This is a genomic window from Peribacillus kribbensis DSM 17871 (genome assembly GCF_000430765.1).
In the GTDB taxonomy this organism is placed as follows: domain Bacteria; phylum Bacillota; class Bacilli; order Bacillales; family DSM-1321; genus Paraperibacillus; species Paraperibacillus kribbensis.
Map to the genome: position 1 here is coordinate 195,855 of NZ_AUMQ01000022.1, position 16,841 is coordinate 212,695.

General features: G+C 43.1%; 16 protein-coding genes and 1 riboswitch. Of the genes, 6 read left to right on the forward strand and 10 right to left on the reverse strand.

Annotated elements, in window-relative coordinates; translation table 11 throughout:
* Positions 1–95 precede the first annotated feature (95 nt).
* Entirely contained in the window at positions 96–1,265 is a 1,170-nt protein-coding gene (locus H539_RS0102795; protein ID WP_026692255.1) for a pyridoxal phosphate-dependent aminotransferase, read from the reverse strand.
* A 198-nt stretch (positions 1,266–1,463) separates the two neighbouring features.
* Positions 1,464–1,616, forward strand: a riboswitch (SAM riboswitch).
* A gap of 111 nt (positions 1,617–1,727) precedes the next feature.
* Between H539_RS0102795 and mtnK the strand changes: the two genes are divergently transcribed.
* Together mtnK and mtnA are read left to right on the forward strand one after the other, a co-directional pair.
* Positions 1,728–2,930 (forward strand): S-methyl-5-thioribose kinase, encoded by a 1,203-nt coding sequence (gene mtnK / locus H539_RS0102800; protein ID WP_026692256.1) that lies wholly within the window; start codon positions 1,728–1,730, stop codon positions 2,928–2,930.
* A gap of 18 nt (positions 2,931–2,948) precedes the next feature.
* Entirely contained in the window at positions 2,949–4,001 is a 1,053-nt protein-coding gene (mtnA, locus tag H539_RS0102805; protein ID WP_026692257.1) for an S-methyl-5-thioribose-1-phosphate isomerase, read from the forward strand.
* A 147-nt stretch (positions 4,002–4,148) separates the two neighbouring features.
* Here the strand turns inward: mtnA and H539_RS0102810 are convergent, their stop codons facing one another.
* Together H539_RS0102810 and H539_RS0102815 are read right to left on the reverse strand one after the other, a co-directional pair.
* On the reverse strand, positions 4,149–4,631 hold the full coding sequence (locus H539_RS0102810) for a methylated-DNA--[protein]-cysteine S-methyltransferase (protein WP_026692258.1): 483 nt from the start codon (positions 4,629–4,631) through the stop codon (positions 4,149–4,151).
* A gap of 4 nt (positions 4,632–4,635) precedes the next feature.
* The gene (locus H539_RS0102815) at positions 4,636–6,807 is read right to left on the reverse strand and encodes a PAS domain-containing sensor histidine kinase (RefSeq protein WP_035321817.1); all 2,172 of its coding nucleotides are present in this window, start codon (positions 6,805–6,807) and stop codon (positions 4,636–4,638) included.
* Between the two features lie 239 nt (positions 6,808–7,046).
* Here H539_RS0102815 and H539_RS0102820 point away from each other — a divergent pair, with 239 nt between their 5' ends.
* Both H539_RS0102820 and H539_RS0102825 read left to right on the forward strand, forming a co-directional pair.
* On the forward strand, positions 7,047–8,099 hold the full coding sequence (locus H539_RS0102820; protein ID WP_026692260.1) for an acyltransferase family protein: 1,053 nt from the start codon (positions 7,047–7,049) through the stop codon (positions 8,097–8,099).
* Between the two features lie 175 nt (positions 8,100–8,274).
* The gene (locus H539_RS0102825) at positions 8,275–10,020 is read left to right on the forward strand and encodes a B12-binding domain-containing radical SAM protein (RefSeq protein ID WP_026692261.1); all 1,746 of its coding nucleotides are present in this window, start codon (positions 8,275–8,277) and stop codon (positions 10,018–10,020) included.
* Between the two features lie 80 nt (positions 10,021–10,100).
* Here H539_RS0102825 and H539_RS31295 read toward each other — a convergent pair whose 3' ends face one another.
* Together H539_RS31295 and H539_RS32385 are read right to left on the reverse strand one after the other, a co-directional pair.
* Positions 10,101–10,256 carry a hypothetical protein gene (locus tag H539_RS31295; RefSeq protein WP_155889926.1) on the reverse strand — a complete coding sequence of 52 codons (156 nt, stop codon included), beginning with the start codon at positions 10,254–10,256 and terminating at the stop codon, positions 10,101–10,103.
* The gene (locus tag H539_RS32385) at positions 10,256–10,417 is read right to left on the reverse strand and encodes a hypothetical protein (RefSeq protein ID WP_169816024.1); all 162 of its coding nucleotides are present in this window, start codon (positions 10,415–10,417) and stop codon (positions 10,256–10,258) included. The genes H539_RS31295 and H539_RS32385 overlap by 1 nt, the downstream gene beginning before the upstream one ends.
* 216 nt (positions 10,418–10,633) lie before the next feature.
* Between H539_RS32385 and H539_RS0102840 the strand changes: the two genes are divergently transcribed.
* A complete protein-coding gene (locus tag H539_RS0102840) occupies positions 10,634–10,822 on the forward strand; it encodes an alpha/beta-type small acid-soluble spore protein (RefSeq protein ID WP_026692262.1) in 189 nt (62 codons plus the stop codon).
* 117 nt (positions 10,823–10,939) lie between these two features.
* Here H539_RS0102840 and H539_RS0102845 read toward each other — a convergent pair whose 3' ends face one another.
* The 3 genes from H539_RS0102845 to H539_RS33035 all read right to left on the reverse strand — a co-directional run bounded on the left by H539_RS0102845 (position 10,940) and on the right by H539_RS33035 (position 13,260).
* Positions 10,940–12,076 (reverse strand): anti-sigma factor domain-containing protein, encoded by a 1,137-nt coding sequence (locus H539_RS0102845; RefSeq protein ID WP_026692263.1) that lies wholly within the window; start codon positions 12,074–12,076, stop codon positions 10,940–10,942.
* Positions 12,073–12,825, reverse strand: a complete 753-nt coding sequence (gene sigI / locus H539_RS0102850; RefSeq protein ID WP_026692264.1) for an RNA polymerase sigma factor SigI — start codon at positions 12,823–12,825, stop codon at positions 12,073–12,075. The genes H539_RS0102845 and sigI overlap by 4 nt, the downstream gene beginning before the upstream one ends.
* 312 nt (positions 12,826–13,137) lie before the next feature.
* Positions 13,138–13,260 carry a hypothetical protein gene (locus H539_RS33035; RefSeq protein WP_281171376.1) on the reverse strand — a complete coding sequence of 41 codons (123 nt, stop codon included), beginning with the start codon at positions 13,258–13,260 and terminating at the stop codon, positions 13,138–13,140.
* A 296-nt stretch (positions 13,261–13,556) separates the two neighbouring features.
* Between H539_RS33035 and H539_RS0102860 the strand changes: the two genes are divergently transcribed.
* Entirely contained in the window at positions 13,557–14,948 is a 1,392-nt protein-coding gene (locus H539_RS0102860) for an amino acid permease (RefSeq protein ID WP_026692265.1), read from the forward strand.
* Positions 14,949–15,029: 81 nt separating this feature from the next.
* On the opposite strand, the gene H539_RS0102865 is transcribed toward H539_RS0102860, so the two are convergent.
* Both H539_RS0102865 and H539_RS0102870 read right to left on the reverse strand, forming a co-directional pair.
* Positions 15,030–15,689 (reverse strand): protein kinase family protein, encoded by a 660-nt coding sequence (locus H539_RS0102865; RefSeq protein WP_035321818.1) that lies wholly within the window; start codon positions 15,687–15,689, stop codon positions 15,030–15,032.
* Between the two features lie 152 nt (positions 15,690–15,841).
* Positions 15,842–16,615: a TerC family protein gene (locus tag H539_RS0102870; protein WP_026692267.1), complete on the reverse strand. Its 774-nt coding sequence runs from the start codon at positions 16,613–16,615 to the stop codon at positions 15,842–15,844.
* Positions 16,616–16,841 lie beyond the last annotated feature (226 nt).

The window sequence follows — 16,841 nt, forward strand, 5'->3', positions numbered from 1 at the left end:
TTCAGTTAATCACACAAATTAATTAGGATTATGACAGTAAAGCTTGTGGTTGTCAATTCAAAAATTTCGTACTATTTTTGCTGGATTATATTTTCTTAAAAGAGATTCAACTCTTTAATCCGTCTGACAGCTTCTTTCAATCTATCTTCGGATGTGAGCAGTCCTGTACGGACATAGCCTTCTCCATATTGACCGAAGCCAATGCCGGGAGCAACGGCTACATGGGCATGCTCCAGCAGATAATCTGCAAACTCCTGGGATGAATAGCCTTCAGGAACTTTAAGCCAGGCGAAGAAGGAACCTTTGGGAGCCGTTACTTCCCAGCCGATTTCCTTGAGTCCCTCAATCAATACATTCCTTCTGGATTCGTAGGTCTGTACCAACTCATCCACACACGCCTGAGATTCCAGGAGGGCAGTGGCAGCAGCTTCCTGAATGGCTGGAAATAAGCTGACATACAGATGATCCTGGATCAGCTCAATGGCTTCTATCACACTTTTATTTCCAACCGCAAAGCCCACTCTCCAGCCTGCCATATTATACGTTTTAGAGAGAGTGTAAATTTCTATGCCGACTTCCTTTGCGCCTTCTGCCTCAAGGAAGCTTACCGGTTTATTCCCATCAAAACCAATGGCGCCATATGCAAAGTCATGGACCACACAGATGGAATGTTTTTTCGCCACGGCTATGGTTTCATCGAAAAACTCCTTGGTGGCTGTTCCGCCGGTTGGGTTATTGGGATAATTCAAAAACATCAGCTTTGCCCTTTGAAGCGCTTCCTCTCCGATTGATGGATAATCTGGAAGAAACTCATTTTCTTCTGTCAGCGGCATGTATTCCATGACTGCCTGAGCCATGGCAACCCCAGACCAGTAATCCGGATAGCCAGGGTCTGGAACCAGGATCGTATCTCCTGGATTCAAAAGGCACTGAGGCAGTTCTACAAGCCCTGCTTTTCCGCCAAACAGTATGGCTACCTCCGTATTCGGGTCTATGTTGACGCCATATTCACGGCGGTAATATTCAGCAGCAGCATCCTTAAGATATTGGTGGCCCTTGAATGGGGAATATTTATGATTAAGCGGCTTTTCGGCAGCTTCCTGAAGTCTTTTCACAATGTGTCCAGGAGTAGGCTGATCGGGATTTCCCTGGCCAAGGTTGATCACATCATGCCCCATAGCCGATATATTGCCAACCTTTTCTACAAGCGAAGCAAAAAATTGTTTAGGCAGCGTCTTTAATAGCTGGGATTTTTCAAAGTGCATTCCATTTCCCTTCTTCCCGAAGATTATTTCAGTCACAAATGATATCTCTTAACTACTTGGTTGTAAAGGTTAAAAAGCGTTTAAGACCAAAAACTTAGACTAGTCAAAATAATTTTAGATATTTTAATTTTTAGGTTGACAAAATATTTTTAAAATTGTTATGATTCAGTACGAACTTGAAAAATTACATGAATTGTTCTCTTATCAAGAGCAGGCTGAGGGATATGGCCCGATGAAGCCCAGCAACCGACCGTAATACCATTGTGAAATGGGGCGAGATTCGATTCTCGCCTGATCTTCGTAAGGCACGGTGCTAATTCCTCCAGAAAGTTGTTTTCTGGCAGATAAGAGGTGTGAAGCTGCTGACTTCAGGCCTCTTTCTCTGTGAGAAAGAGGCCTTTTTACTTTCCAGGCTATTGGACTATAAAAATACGACTACTTTTTTATCGGGAGGCATTTCTAATGAGTGAAACGATACAGCAAACATATCAGCCATTAACAGAAGGCTCAGCGATAGCTTTGGCAAACCGGCTCGGATTATTTGAAGAAGGCAGTGCTCTCACATGCAATGAAATCGGGGATGGAAATTTAAATTATGTGTTTCATATCAAAGACCACAAAACCAATAAAGGGATCATTATCAAGCAGGCCCTGCCCTATGCCAAGGTGGTTGGGGAAAGCTGGCCGCTTACCTTGAAACGTGCGGTAATTGAAGCAAATGCTTTAAAAATCTTTGCAAGCTTCTGTCCTGAGCTTGTCCCTGAGGTGTATTACTCGGATGAACAGCTTGCCGTTACAGTCATGGAGGACTTATCCCATTTGGACATTGCAAGGAGCGGATTGATCGAGGGCAAGAAATTCCCGCAGCTTTCTAAGCACATAGGAGAATACCTGGCAAAAACCTTTTTTTATACGTCCGATTACTACCTGGATCCAGGCAAGAAAAAAGAATTTGCAAAGCAGTTCACCAATCCTGAACTATGCAAAATCACGGAAGATCTTGTTTTTACCGATCCTTTCTTTGATGCAGATACCAACGATTTTGAGAACTTCCTGACAGAGGAAGTTGAACGCTTATGGAAGGACGAGGAGCTTAAACTGGAAGCTGCAAAGCTGAAGAAAAGCTTCATGACCGAACAAGAAGTGCTTCTTCATGGCGATCTGCATACAGGAAGCATTTTTGCTGGCAGTACTGAGACAAAGGTCATTGATCCTGAATTTGCTTTTTATGGTCCGGCAGGCTTTGACCTAGGTCAATATCTGGCCAATCTTTTATTTCAGATTGTCTCAAGAGATGAAGAATCAAGGGAGGAAATATATTCTCATTTGGAAGAAGTCTGGACGGTTTTTAACAGAGAATTTTCAAGACTTTGGGAAGAAGGAAATGAGGCCTACTGTAAAACAACCGGCTATCTTCAATACGTGCTGGATAAAACTTACTCAGACTCCCTTGGATTTGCAGGCTGTGAACTGATTAGAAGAACGATCGGTCTTTCCCATGTTAAGGATCTCGATGGGATTCCTTCAGAAAATGATCGTTTCGCCGCAAAGAAAACAGCCATTCAACTAGGAAGGGCATTGATCCTCGAACGTAAATCCGGAACTCAATTTGACCGATTCATCCAGATAGTAAAAAGCAGGCTCCAGGCAGCAAGCTTATCGTAAGACGAGAGGAGATTATACATGCAGTACCATTCACAAGCACTTCCCTGTTCCATCCAGTGGAATGATACACATATCACCATATTGAATCAGCAGGAGCTTCCATTAAAAACAGAATTTTTAGAGCTTTATACATTAGAAGACGTTTATGACAGCATTGTCACATTGAAAGTCCGCGGGGCTCCCGCCATTGGAATTACCGCCGCCTTTGGCACCGCACTTGCCGCCGTCAACAGTACAACGGAAGATGCCGAAAGCTTTAAATCAGAAATCAAAGAAGCGATCACATATCTGGCAGGATCCCGGCCCACTGCAGTCAATCTCTTTTGGGCTTTAAACCGGATGGAGGCTGAATTAACTGCCTCGGTAAGTGTAAATGAAGCAAAAACCAATCTCGTCCATGAAGCATTGAAAATCTATTCCGAGGACGAAGCAACCTGCCGGCAGATCGGGGAATACGGGCTATCCCTGTTTAAAACGGGCGACACCATCATGACCATCTGCAATGCCGGGGGCATTGCAACGGCTAGATACGGAACAGCTCTTGCCCCCTTTCATCTTGCAGGAGAGAAAGATATATCTCTAAAAGTATTTGCCTGTGAAACAAGGCCGGTCCTCCAGGGATCAAGGCTGACCGCGTGGGAGCTGATGCAGGCTGGTGTAGACGTTACTCTTATCACAGATAATATGGCCGCCCATACGATAAAGACAAAAGGCGTCAATGCCATCATCGTCGGAGCGGACAGGATTGCGGCAAACGGAGATACAGCAAATAAGATTGGCACCTTTGGGCTTGCCGTACTTGCTAGACATTTTAATATCCCGTTTTATGTTGCCGCTCCTTCAAGCACCTTTGATCTGACCTTAGATTCCGGCCTCGAGATACCAATCGAGGAACGGAAAGAGGAAGAAATCACCCATATCGGCGGAACGAGGATAGCACCAGAACATGTAGGTGTGTTCAATCCAGCGTTCGATATAACACCGGGAGAGCTGATTACAGGCATCATCACAGAAAAAGGCATCATTTATAAGGATTTTACAGAGAACATCCAGAAGGTTCTGTTTTCCTAAAAACTCACTTCAGGCTGCAGACGAGCCCTCGTAATGACAGGCTTATCTGAAGTCTTTTCTTTTTTATTATTTGATCCAAATTACATCTGTGATCCTGACCGTCATCCCAAAACAGAAAAGAGGCTGGCCCTCTGGCCAGCCTCCCTCTTATTGCCTCGACTCAAGTCCGAGCAGGATTTCCTTTAGATTGGTCTTGCTGCCTGAGTATCCGGTCAGTGCCCCGTTTTTCCCAATTATTCTATGGCAGGGCACAACGATCGGAAAAGGATTTCTTCTGCTGGCCTGCCCTACAGCCCTGACTGCTTTCGGACTGCCTACTGCCGCTGCGGTGTCACTGTAAGATCTGGTTTCACCATAAGGAATGGTTTTCATATACTCCCATACCTGTTTCTGAAAAGGAGTCCCTGTTATTTTCAGCGGGAGTTCAAACGAAATGTCTTCACCCGAGAAATAGGAATCCAGCATCCTGGACAGCTCCATCAATATAGGATGGGGTTCCCATACAGCTTCCTGATTTTGTAAAGCCTGAAGCATTTCTTCCTCATCAAGGTAAATGCCAGTCAGGGCCTCCTCATCTGCTGTGATATAGAGGCTGCCGAAATCGCGTGCGTTATATTTGTGTAAAAACATGTTTTTAATGTCTATCCTCCTGCCGCCCATCTATGGGCAGATAGATATGGAAGGTCGTGCCCTTCCCTACTGTGCTTTCGACTTCGATCCAGCCTTTGTGTTCTTCTATGATTTTATAGCTGACCATGAGTCCCAGGCCTGTCCCCCGCTCCTTTGTCGTATAAAAAGGTTCTCCCAATTTTTTAATTTTTTCTTCCGGGATCCCCTGGCCCTGATCGCTGATGGAGATTCGGACATATTTGTTTTTATAGCGTGCAGTTTCAACAAAAATGATTCCGCCTTTAGGCATGACTTCTATAGCATTTTTTATGATATTAATGAAAACCTGTTTTAGCTGATTTCCTTCACAATAGATGTTTTGCAGATTTTCTTGATAATTGGTTTCGAATTGAATATTCTGCATTAATGACTGGGCTGTCAATAACTCAATGGTTTCTTTAAGAATGGCATTTATATCCTTTTGCAAAAATTTGACCGCCTGAGGTTTGGCAAGCACCAAAAATTCTGTGATGATGGTCTCGATCCTCTGCAGCTCGGAGGTAATCACTCTGAAATAAGTGGTAAAGTCCTCCTTAATACTTCCCTGCAAAAGCTGGATGAAGCCCTTCAATGCTGTCATGGGATTCCTGATTTCATGGGCAATCCCCGCTGCCAGCTCCCCGACAACATGCAGCGTATCCGACTTCCTTAGCTGCTCCTGCATTTCGAGCCTTTCGGTAACATCCCTCATAATAGTCAAATTCAGGCTTGTGTTAATCCTGGTAGAAAATTCAATATGTTTAATCACGCCATTTTTAAATTGAATCGGAATAATCGAGCTGCTGTATTCATTCTGCTTTAGATCCTGCAAATATGCCTCCAGATTCCTGGCATTCTCAGGAATATAATTGATCAGTTCATAAAGGGAAGTGGCAGGGAATCCAGGAATATAAAGTATTCTCCTCCCTGCTTCATTAATGTCCGCAATCTTTCCAGAGTTGTCCCAGAGAATCAGCCCGTCCAGGGAATCCTCAAAGACCTTTCGGAACTTTTGCTCGCTTTTCCGCAGCTGAAGCTCCATCTGGTATTTTTCGCTGACATTGCGGAAGATCGTAATAATCTTATCATCATCTTCATGAATCCGTGAAGTAAATTCCAGCAGCTTTCTCTGCCCGTTCGGCATTAAATAGAACATTTCCGCACGAATCGCCTTCTTCTCCGATAACTCATTCATTAAATAGTAATAACGGGCATCCTTGTTCAGGACAAAATCGGATTGATTCATCCCTATTAAATCTTCTCGATTGGTCTCGAAGATCTTTGCTGCGGCCTGGTTCACATGCAGGATTTTTCCATCTCTTCCCCAGAACATAATCGCATCCAGGACCTGGTCGAAAAGGTCCGTGAAATTCTTTTCACTCTTCTTTAACTGCCTCTCTATGATCAGCTTTTCCGTGATATCCCTCATGATGCTCATGCAAAGCCCGTTCAGGCGGTTGGTGCTCGTAGAATACTCATAGTGGGTCAGACCCTTTGGATGCTTGAATATGACCTGTCCTTTGACCGATCCCTGCTGTTCGACTTCCAGCCTGCCCCTGTCCCAGGCTTCTCGGCTGTCTTCCTCGACAAATGAGTCAATGGAGCGTCCCACAAGGTTTACCTTTGTCTCCCCGATCGTCTGGCAGAAAGAAGGGTTCACATCCATAATGACCCCATCTTTATTATAAATCACGATATTATCAACGGCATGATGAAGGAGATCCGCAAACATCTGAACGGAAATATTCCTCTCCTTCTCTTTTTGCTTCTCTGAGGTAATATCCTTCATACGGTAAATCCTTTTTCCCTCAAGATGATCGATTGTAGCCACATAATTCACATATCTAATCGTGCCGTCCGGCAGCATAATGGTCCATTCATCGGAGTATACCCCCTCAGCTGAGAGCCTGCGGTTCTGATTTTCGAGGGCTTCCCTTGGCATGGGCTTTAAGAACTTGTCCAGCGACAAATCGTACAGCTCACGTTCCCTCAGATTGAATAAATTGCATGCAAGCCCATTCACATACACAATCTTATTATCTTTATTAACAATCAGGAGGGCCTCGGAAATCACGCCAAAGAAGTCATAATACATTTTCACCTGTCTTCTTAGCGATTTCAGCTCCTCCTGGCATTCATCCTGAAAAGTTTTTGACATACGTATCCCCCGCTCATGCATAGTCCTCCAAATAGTTCTACATTCTTTTACAAAAATCCTATTAAATTTGCTAAAAACAGTAGAAATTAACCAGGATTTTTCTTTAAATCACCATTTAGGAATATGAAAAACTTACCAATCTGCTCTTCTCCGTTAATCGCTGTCCTATTTAGGGTATAAAACAAAAAAAGGCTGTTGCCAGCCAGACGGCACTGCAGCCACATTTCACGGAGGGTGCTATGAAACAGCGCGACTACTTCTTTGACAACGCAAAATTCATTTTAATGGTACTGGTTGTGTTCGGTCATCTTTTAAGGACTTATATAGAAAACAACGAGATTGTTTATACCCTTTACAAGGTGATCTATACCTTCCATATGCCGGGCTTCATCCTGGTATCAGGTTTCTTTGCCAAAGGGATTTACGAGAAAGGCTATGCAGGCAAGCTGACAAAAAAGCTTATCCTGCCCTATGTCATCTTTCAAATCATCTACACCATTTATTATTACTATCTTTATAATAAAAATGAAATTACCTTTAATCTCTTTAATCCGCAATGGGCCCTATGGTTTTTATTAAGCTTATTCTGCTGGAACCTGGCTCTTCCGCTCTTTGCACGGATTACTCCATGGAAAGGGCTCGGCCTGTCGCTTGCACTTGCACTGGGCGTTGGATATTTTGATGGCATCTCTAATTATCTAAGTCTGTCAAGGACCTTCGTGTTCTTCCCGATCTTCCTGCTCGGTTACCACTTAGGCAGGGAAGACATTAAAAAGCTGATGAACAATAAGGCCCGTCTCTTTTCCTTCTTAGCCTTTGCTGTCGTATTCACCTGGTTTTATCTGGATAAGAACGTGGACTATAAATGGCTTCTTGGATCAAAGCCGTATTCCGAGCTTGAACAAATCAGCATCTTTTCAATGTTTAAGAGACTCGGACTCTACGGTTTGAGCATGATGATGGTCCTTAGTTTCTTTTCATTTGTTCCTAATAAAAAGCACTTCTTTACAAATTTCGGAAAACAGACTCTTTATGTATATCTGCTTCATGGCTTCTTTGTCAAATACTTCAAGGCAAGCTCTGTCCACAGTTTCTTTACGAACACTGAGAACTTCATCATGCTGGCAGGTATGGCCCTGATTTTAACGATCCTGCTCTCAAGCGATTTTATCGCTTCCCTTGCACAGCCAATTGTGGAGCTAAGGACATCACGATTCAAAAACCTGGTCCTAAAGCTGAAAATCCATGCCCAATATTATAAACGCCAGCTGGGCAGGCCGTTTCAAAACTAATCAAATCCTTTTGTAAGACTGCAGACAAGCCCAGATGAACGATCAGGGCTGCCTGCAGTCTTATTAATGTATCACGAATTTCTCGGCATCTAATCTGGCAATAGCACTGAAAAAAATGATATAATGAATAGTTAGTTTATCCATCATTCGAGAGGAGTGCTCTCCCAGTTACGTTATGAAAAATTTAAACATTGTCTGCACTACATTAAATGCTAAATATATTCACACCAGCTTATCCATCAGGTATCTAAAAGCGTATGCGGCACCTGAATTTGATGTGGAGATCTGTGAATATACAATCAAGGATCCCGTGATGAATATTGTCTCTGATTTATATAAAAGAAAACCGGACATCATCGGGTTCAGCTGCTATATATGGAACATAGAGGAAACGATAAAAGTCATCAGGATACTTAAGAAGATCAACCCTGATTTAATCATTGTCCTGGGCGGCCCTGAAGTGACCTATGATGCTCATGAATGGCTGGATAAGATTCCTGAGGCTGATTTTATCGTGATTGGTGAAGGGGAGGCTTCCTTTAAAACGCTTCTTCAAGAGCTTCATGGAAGCCGAAGGCTTTCAGAGGTTCCTGGAATCTGTTATAGAAAAGATGGAAAACAAGTATTCCAGCCGCAGGATGGGAAACTGGATTTAAAGTCCATTCCCAGTCCATTCCGATTTGAAGAAGATATTCCTTCACTATCTAAGCGGGTAACGTATGTGGAAACAAGCAGAGGCTGTCCCTTCAGCTGTCAATTTTGTTTATCCTCGATTGAAGTGGGAGTAAGGTATTTCGATCGGGAAAAAATTAAAGAAGACATCAGATATTTAATGAAACAGGGAGCAAAAACGATTAAATTCGTGGACAGGACGTTCAATATCAGCAGAAGCTACGCCCTTGAGATGTTTCAATTCCTTATTGATGAACATGTACCGGGGACTGTATTTCAGTTTGAAATCACAGCTGATATTATGAGACCTGAGGTTATCGAGTTCCTGAACCAGCATGCACCCAAGGGACTCTTCAGATTTGAAATCGGTGTCCAGTCCACGAATGATCATACCAATGAGCTTGTTAAGCGGAAACAGAATTGGCAGAAGCTTACAAGAACCGTCACTATGGTCAAAGATGGAGGCAAGATTGATCAGCATCTGGATTTGATAGCCGGGCTGCCTGACGAAGACTATGCTACTTTTAAGAAAACATTCAATGATGTATTTGAGCTCAGGCCGGAAGAATTGCAGCTTGGTTTCCTAAAAATGCTGCGAGGCACAGGACTTAGAATTGGTGCCGAAGAGCATGGGTATGTATATATGGACACATCACCGTATGAAATACTGGGTAATCATGTGCTTGGCTTCCAGGACATCGTACGTATCAAACAGGTGGAGGATGTACTTGAGAAGTATTGGAATGACCACCGGATGGATCATACTGTGGAATACTTAGTGTCTAATGTGTTCTCCTCGCCATTTGACTTTTTCCAGGATTTTGGGACTTATTGGGAGGACAAAGGCTGGTCCAGAATCGGGCACCAGCTAGAAGATCTATTCAACAGGCTTTATGAATTTTTGGAACAAAGGGGAACTCCGGGCTTAAATATCATAGAGGGCCTCATGAAGATCGATTATTTCTCAAGCCATAGATACAAGCCAAGGAAGCCATGGTGGGAATCCCGCTTATCCAAGGAACAGCGGTCTGCTCTTTATGCGGAAATCTCTGCGGTTCCTGAAATACTCGGAGACAAATTTGCAAACATGCAATTATCGGAGAAAGATCTGCATAAACACACCATGATCGATAAAATTGAAACGGAAACGGAAGAACCATCTATACTGCTGGTCTATTATCCGTCATCAGGAGAAGGCGCCGAAATTTTCACATTCCCAGAAGCTCTTCTTCCTCAAACATCCCGTTAACATTCTGTCCGAAAAGAACTTTTCTTTTCGGACTTTTTTTGATTAAAGGCCTGATTCAAGTTTCCCTCTGAACAGATGATTTAGTCTTTAGTCCTTTCTGCATTCCTCTCTTTTTTGGATGCCTGGGTTATGTCATAAATTTTGGATGCATTCATATCACCTGTCAGCTCTGTCCCAAACTCTACCCGCAGGCCCGCAGGCGGATATTCTTTTTGATAACGAAGTTTGTTATTCATCAGGAACGCCCCTTCCTTCCCTGCTTTGAATTCCTGTTTGCCCCTTTCATTACATTCTCACCATGGGCAAACTCGGTTGAAAACTCAGTCTCTTCCAGATTCTTTTTTGGCGTTTTGCTTGATTTTACAGCAGCATTCTTTTCAGCTTTTCTTTTTGGCATTACGTACCCTCCTTTACTGACTAGGATGGCATTCAGCCACGGAAGGTTATTCTGCTAAAGTATGGAAGGACTGAAATGACCGAGCTTCCATAGCTATTTTTATGAAAAACAGCCAAATATTTCTCCTTAGAAAACAAAATAAAAAATGGTACTCTGCCTCATACTATACCTACAGAGATAGAGAATCTCTGATTTGATGAACCGGGGGTATAAACGATGGCCAGCAGAAATTCATTACTTGTTCCAGGTGTTGAACAATTTATTGATCAATATAAATACGAAATTGCACAGGAATTCGGAGTGCAGCTGGGAGCTGAAACCGTTTCACGGGCAAATGGGTCTGTAGGCGGGGAAATTACGAAACGACTTGTTGCCCAGGCACAATCTGCATTGCGCGGTGAATAATAAATAGAGCCTATATCATAGCATAGACCATACATTCTGTTTATATGATAAACAAAGATAAAAGGCTGACGCCTGGAAAAGAGAGGCTGACAAGCATGTCAGCCTCTCTTCAATGGATTATTTTTTTTGTTGTTTATTTCCATGCCACGCTTTGTTCTCATGACCTCTATTTATATGATTTGGACCACGGCCTTGGTTCTGATTAATTCCATGAGGGTTCCCTTTTTGCCCGTTTCCAGGTGGCTTGGAAGGCCATTTTTTACCGGCAGGTCCTTGTCGTGGCATCGTGGCATGCGGTTTTACCTTTCCAGGGGGTGCCTGTTTTCTTGGCTCTGGAACTGGTCTTGCCTTGATGTCAGGAGAGGGTTTTTCCTTAACGGGCGGGACCTGCCTTTTTAGGTTTGGAGCTTGTTTTTGCTTTGCAGGATTCTGTTTCAATATATCACGCTTATCCTGAGCTGGTCTGACCTGCTTGTTCCCTGGATTCTGTGGATTTGGAACGGCAGGGGCTGTCTTTGTACGCCGTTGTTCAGGCATTGATTCAAGTTCTTTCCCTGTATTGTTTTCTGGTTTTGTTTCACTGGCGTTATGTTTCGTGCTGCTTTTCTGATGTTCCTGAGTTTTTACATACAGACCGGTAGACACTCCTTCTCTGACCGCTTTTTTCCGATCAGAGTCCCGGGCTTGAATGACGTTCACTTTCCCTCCAGGCATCTGTTTTTCCAGAGAATCTTCAGTTACAATCTTTTCGAGTTTTTTCTTTACTGCACTGTCATTATCAATTGCTACAGTTGAAACGAGGATTTCCCTTGAAGCACCTTCTTTTCCGCTGCTGATTGCAAACAAATTCTCTGCCACTTTTTTGACCGGTTCCTTTTTCCAGGAGTGTGCTTTCTCCACAAGCTCTTTTCCCAGCTGGTTCAGTCCCTTTATATTCAGAACTTCTAAATCCTCGTTCAGGCCGAGTTCCACGCTGGAATCCATATCTATAGTCATATAGGCGGAAACCTTATCGGCAGTAAAGAAAGGAATGAAGGTGAAAAGGAGAAGAATGGCTGCAGCGGCAGATAAAACTGCAGGCTTCCTCATCCACATAAGAGCGGCACTATTTTTCCAGAAACGGGCCGGAGTAAAGGATATTTCCTGTCCTAGCTGATATTCACGATTACTCTTATTTGCCTTTAAAAACTCTCCTTGAGGGGTCAATAAGGTAATAAAGCTGCTGTCAATATCCATGATAATGCCCTTCTTCATTCTACTGGCACTCCTTTAAGATAATCTTTTAGAAATACATAATCCCCCGAGAGAATAAGCGCAATCGCAATAATATACCTGCGATTTCTTTCAATCGTTTTTCTGCTTACTGAAAAGCGGCTTTCAAGCTCTTTTATAGGCAGTTTCTTCTTATCAAACAGGATTTCTATCAGCCCTGGGTCAGAGGCAAGTGTACTGGCTATCTCAATCGCTGTCTGCCTGGCATCTGAATGTCTGGGACTGTTCTTGACCAGATCGGCAAAAAGGATCTCATATTCTTTAAGCTGCACCTGGAACTTGAGGATTTCATCCCTTCGCCTTTCCTGTTCCTGCTTCACCTTATAATCATCCCAGGATTTTTCCGCTTCCAGCCAATGCTCTCCTTTTTCATCGTCACCTGGGGTTATGTCACCAGATAAGAGCTCCTTTTGCCTGGATTGGCCTCGAAGATAATCAATCACTCTTCTTTTAATCATAATTTCGGAAAAGGCAATTAATGAACGGCCCTTTTCGCTGCTGTATTTATCTATTGCTTCGTTGAACGCTATAAGACCAATGCTAAATTCATCATCGGAATCCGTAATATATTTCTTGCATACAGAAGAAGCCGTTTTCGCTATAAAGGGTTTGAAATTTTCAATCAGCTCATTTCTAAGCTGCCTGTCTCCCTTTTGGATACGGTCTATCTTTTCCTCCAGTGAATCTTTTTTCTTAAAAGCTGCAAATAATAAACTTAGCATTACTCTCACCCCATCCCCACGGAACATTATAGCATAGCGTCCTCTTAAGGGCAGGTATTTAAAGGTTGCTAAAAAAGGGCCAAGAACATTGGATGCACGCTTTCTCCGCATGATTTCTGACAGCAGAGAAATTGCCATAGCCTTCCAACGCCTTTTGACCCCCAGCCAACATATATAAGCAGTTCTTCCATTCTAATCCCCATTAGTCTCTCTCTGACAATTCTAATCTCTCTATTCGCATCCTGCTCTGCATACAGAAGCTTCCATCTGCAGAGCTTTATATTATGCTGGATTATTCCAGCCGGGTGCCAATTTGCCTTTTTACCAGTCGCTTGTATTTTCAAGCAGGGAATCTATATCTACACAGGGAAAATAATAGTCTTCATTTTCCTGTCCAGGACTCTCTGCATGTAATAACCAGTCTATATCTATTATTTGCATCATGTATCCCTCCTGCCGGACCTTTTTTTGGTCCTGCTATAAGATACGATAGCCCTCTATTTTTTTAGGGGGCAGGTAAAAAAAATAGTGAATTCAGCAGACTTTTTTTAAAACTCGTCTATCATCCCTTTACATTATTGTTATTTTTCTATATTGTTTTTACAAACGTATAAATCATCTGGATATGAATGGACATCTATATTTTTTGTTGATATTATCTAAGTGAAAGCGTTTTCTTTTATTTCCAAATAATTTTATACTATGAAATGTAAAGAGAGATGAGTTCGGAGGGAGAGAGAATGGACAACAATAATTTACAGCGGGGCCTTGAAGAAAGACATATAGGATTAATGTCTTTGGGAGCGGCAATAGGTGTCGGACTGTTCCTCGGTTCCGCAACAGCTATTAAACTAGCAGGACCTGGAATATTAACTGCTTACGCTGCCGGAGGCATTATTATCTTCTTCATTATGAGGGCGCTCGGTGAAATGGCGATCAAAAATCCGGTAGCCGGATCTTTCAGCCGTTATGCCAATAATTACATCGGGGGACTGGCCGGATATATAACTGGATGGAATTACTGGTTTCTCTGGATTGTGACCTGTATGGCGGAAATTACGGCCGTAGGAAAATACATGGATCTCTGGATCCCTGGTGTCCCTCACTGGATATGGGCACTTTCGGCGCTTGTCATCATGACAGCTGTTAATTTTCTGGCAGTAAAGGCATATGGAGAGCTGGAATTCTGGTTTGCTTTGATTAAAATAATAACAATCGTCCTGATGATCATTGTCGGGGCATGTATGATTATTTTCGGTCTGGCCAATGGAGGCGAAGCCATCGGTTTCAGCAACCTGTACAAGCATGGCGGTTTCTTTCCACATGGCCTGTCAGGCGTATTAATGTCTTTTCAAATGGTCATGTTCGCTTACCTTGGAATTGAGATGATCGGGGTAACTGCCGGGGAAGTCAAAAACCCTAAAAAATCCCTTTCACGTGCGATCGATACTGTTTTTTGGAGGATTCTCATATTCTATGTCATTTCATTGACTGTCATTATGTCGATTTACCCATGGAATGAAATTGGAGCAAACGGAGGAAGCCCTTTTGTTCTTACATTTGAAAAAATCGGTATTCCCGGTGCTGCGGGTATTATCAATTTTGTTGTTCTGACTGCAGCCCTGTCTTCCTGCAACAGTGGGATTTTCAGTACAGGAAGAATGCTGTTTAACCTTGCACAGCAGGGAGAAGCACCGAAAGGCTGCGGGAGGACCAACAAAAATGGCGTTCCAGGAAAAGCAGTACTGATATCTGCTCTGGCGCTGCTTGCAGGCGTTTTCCTCAATTACATTGTGCCGGATAAAGTGTTTGCATGGGTAACAAGCATTGCCACATTTGGAGCCATTTGGACTTGGGGAACCATCCTGATCTCTCAGATGAAATTCCGTAATACCCTTTCACCTGCTGAGGAAAAAGGGCTTGAATACAAAATGCCATGGTATCCATTCAGTTCTTACCTTTCTCTTGCCTTTCTGGCCTTTGTGGTCATCCTGATGGCCTTTCAAGCTGACACGCGTATTGCACTGATTGTAGGCCCGCTTTGGATCATCATCCTTATAGCGTTTTATTTTGGCAGAGGATTCCATAAAAGAACCAAACCTTCTTCAGCCAAACTTGAAACAGACATCTAAATCAAAAGGGATTGGAACTCATCATTCCAATCCCCTTTGTATATTACTCCGCAGCATTAACATAACGAGCCTAAAAAAAGTTCAATCCGCTTTTTTTATTCGTTTCCTCAGCTTCCTATATAATCGGTAAAGGGTTCTTATCGAATCTACAGCCCTAAATGGGAAGGGCGGATGCCATTTTAAAATAAGCGGCCTGTATATCCAATAATACGCCTTTTTTAGATCATCCCACTTGCTGCAATAACCGCTTTTATAAAAATCCGAAATGTCTACGATATATCCTCTATTCTTATTCATGACTACATTTTTTCCATGTACATCGAATGGATTAAGTCCCCTGTCCCTGGCATACTGAAGGGCTGAATCAATGTCATGTATGACACTTACAGGAATCGGTATTCCTTTTACCATTGCATGAAATAAGGTGATGCCTTCGATCCTTTTTAGAATTAAGTAGGACCTGCCATAGCCGCCTAATCTTGAATAGGCTTTATGACTGCCCAGTTTCTCATATACGAAAATTTCTTTTTGAAGTCCTTCTGGATTTCTGCCATAAATCTTTACCACCCAATCCGGCATGGCAGGATGGGTAAATACCGCAGCATAATTCCCCTTCCCAAGAAGCTTCCATTCTTCGGTGTGATTCTCCACTATGATCGGCTCAACCGGGCTGACCGTTTTAAGCTGGATATTGGGAAGCAGACTTCCTTCAATGAATGATTTAAACTCACTTATTTGCATAATTTCCCCTTTTAATGGTTACAGCTCACTTTATTCAGCTATTACGTATTGTACGTGCATGAAGGGAATCATGTCCAGAGGACAATATAAAAAGGGGCAGTCCAGAAGGAAGGGGTACCCGGCCTTCTGGACTGCACATTTCCAAAAACAAATTAATTCTGGCCAGCCTCACTTTCTTTCCTTCCCTCTTTTTTAGATAGGAGAAAACCAATGAGGATAATGGCGATCAGCACTGCCCAAAACAGGAACTTCCAGACTCCTGACTCTGGAAAATGAGGAGCCAGAATGCCGACCTTTGGATGTGACAGGGTCAGCACCGAAAGCTTAACACCGACCCAGCCTACGATAATAAAGGCTGTGGTTTCAAGCTGAGGCTTTTTTTGAAGGAGCTGCAAAAATAGACTGGCCGCAAATCTCATAATCACCACTCCAATGATGCCTCCCAGGAACATGACTGTAAACTGCCCGCCATCGACCCCTCCCAATGAAAACCATCCTGTTTTAGGCAGGGTTACAGCAAGGGCCACTGCCGCAAGCATTGAATCAATAGCAAAGGCAATATCCGCTGCCTCTACCTTTAAAACGGTCATCCAGAAAGAGGATTTCTTTCCAGCGCGTTCGTGCGCTTCCTGTTCATGTCCACGGAACTTTTTATATAAGTGGCTTCCAGCAATATAGAGAAGATACAGAGCGCCTATTGCCTGCACCTGCCACACATTTGCCAGGATCGAGATTAAGAACAGGCTGGCAAACCTGAAAACAAATGCACCCATCAGCCCATAAAACAAAGCCTTTTTCCGCTGTTCCTCCGGAAGATGCTTAACCATCACGGCCATCACGACTGCATTATCAGCCGCCAAGATCCCTTCCAGCCCGATTAAAACCAGCAAAACCCATCCATACTCCAATAAAATAGATGCTTCCATTTTTCTACCTCCATCTTTTATTTGTTAACTCTGCCTGGAGGTAGAAATCCATCCTGCGATATGGAACGCATATAAAAAGACCTCTGCCACCAGGCAAAGGTCTTGCTAAACATGAATTCATGCCAGCAAAGCCGATGGTCCAACGAACCATGAATTGACGACTTTGCTTTAGGAATAATCCTAACGCTACTCCCCTTTGAAAGAAGTAAAGTTATTTAATTGTTAG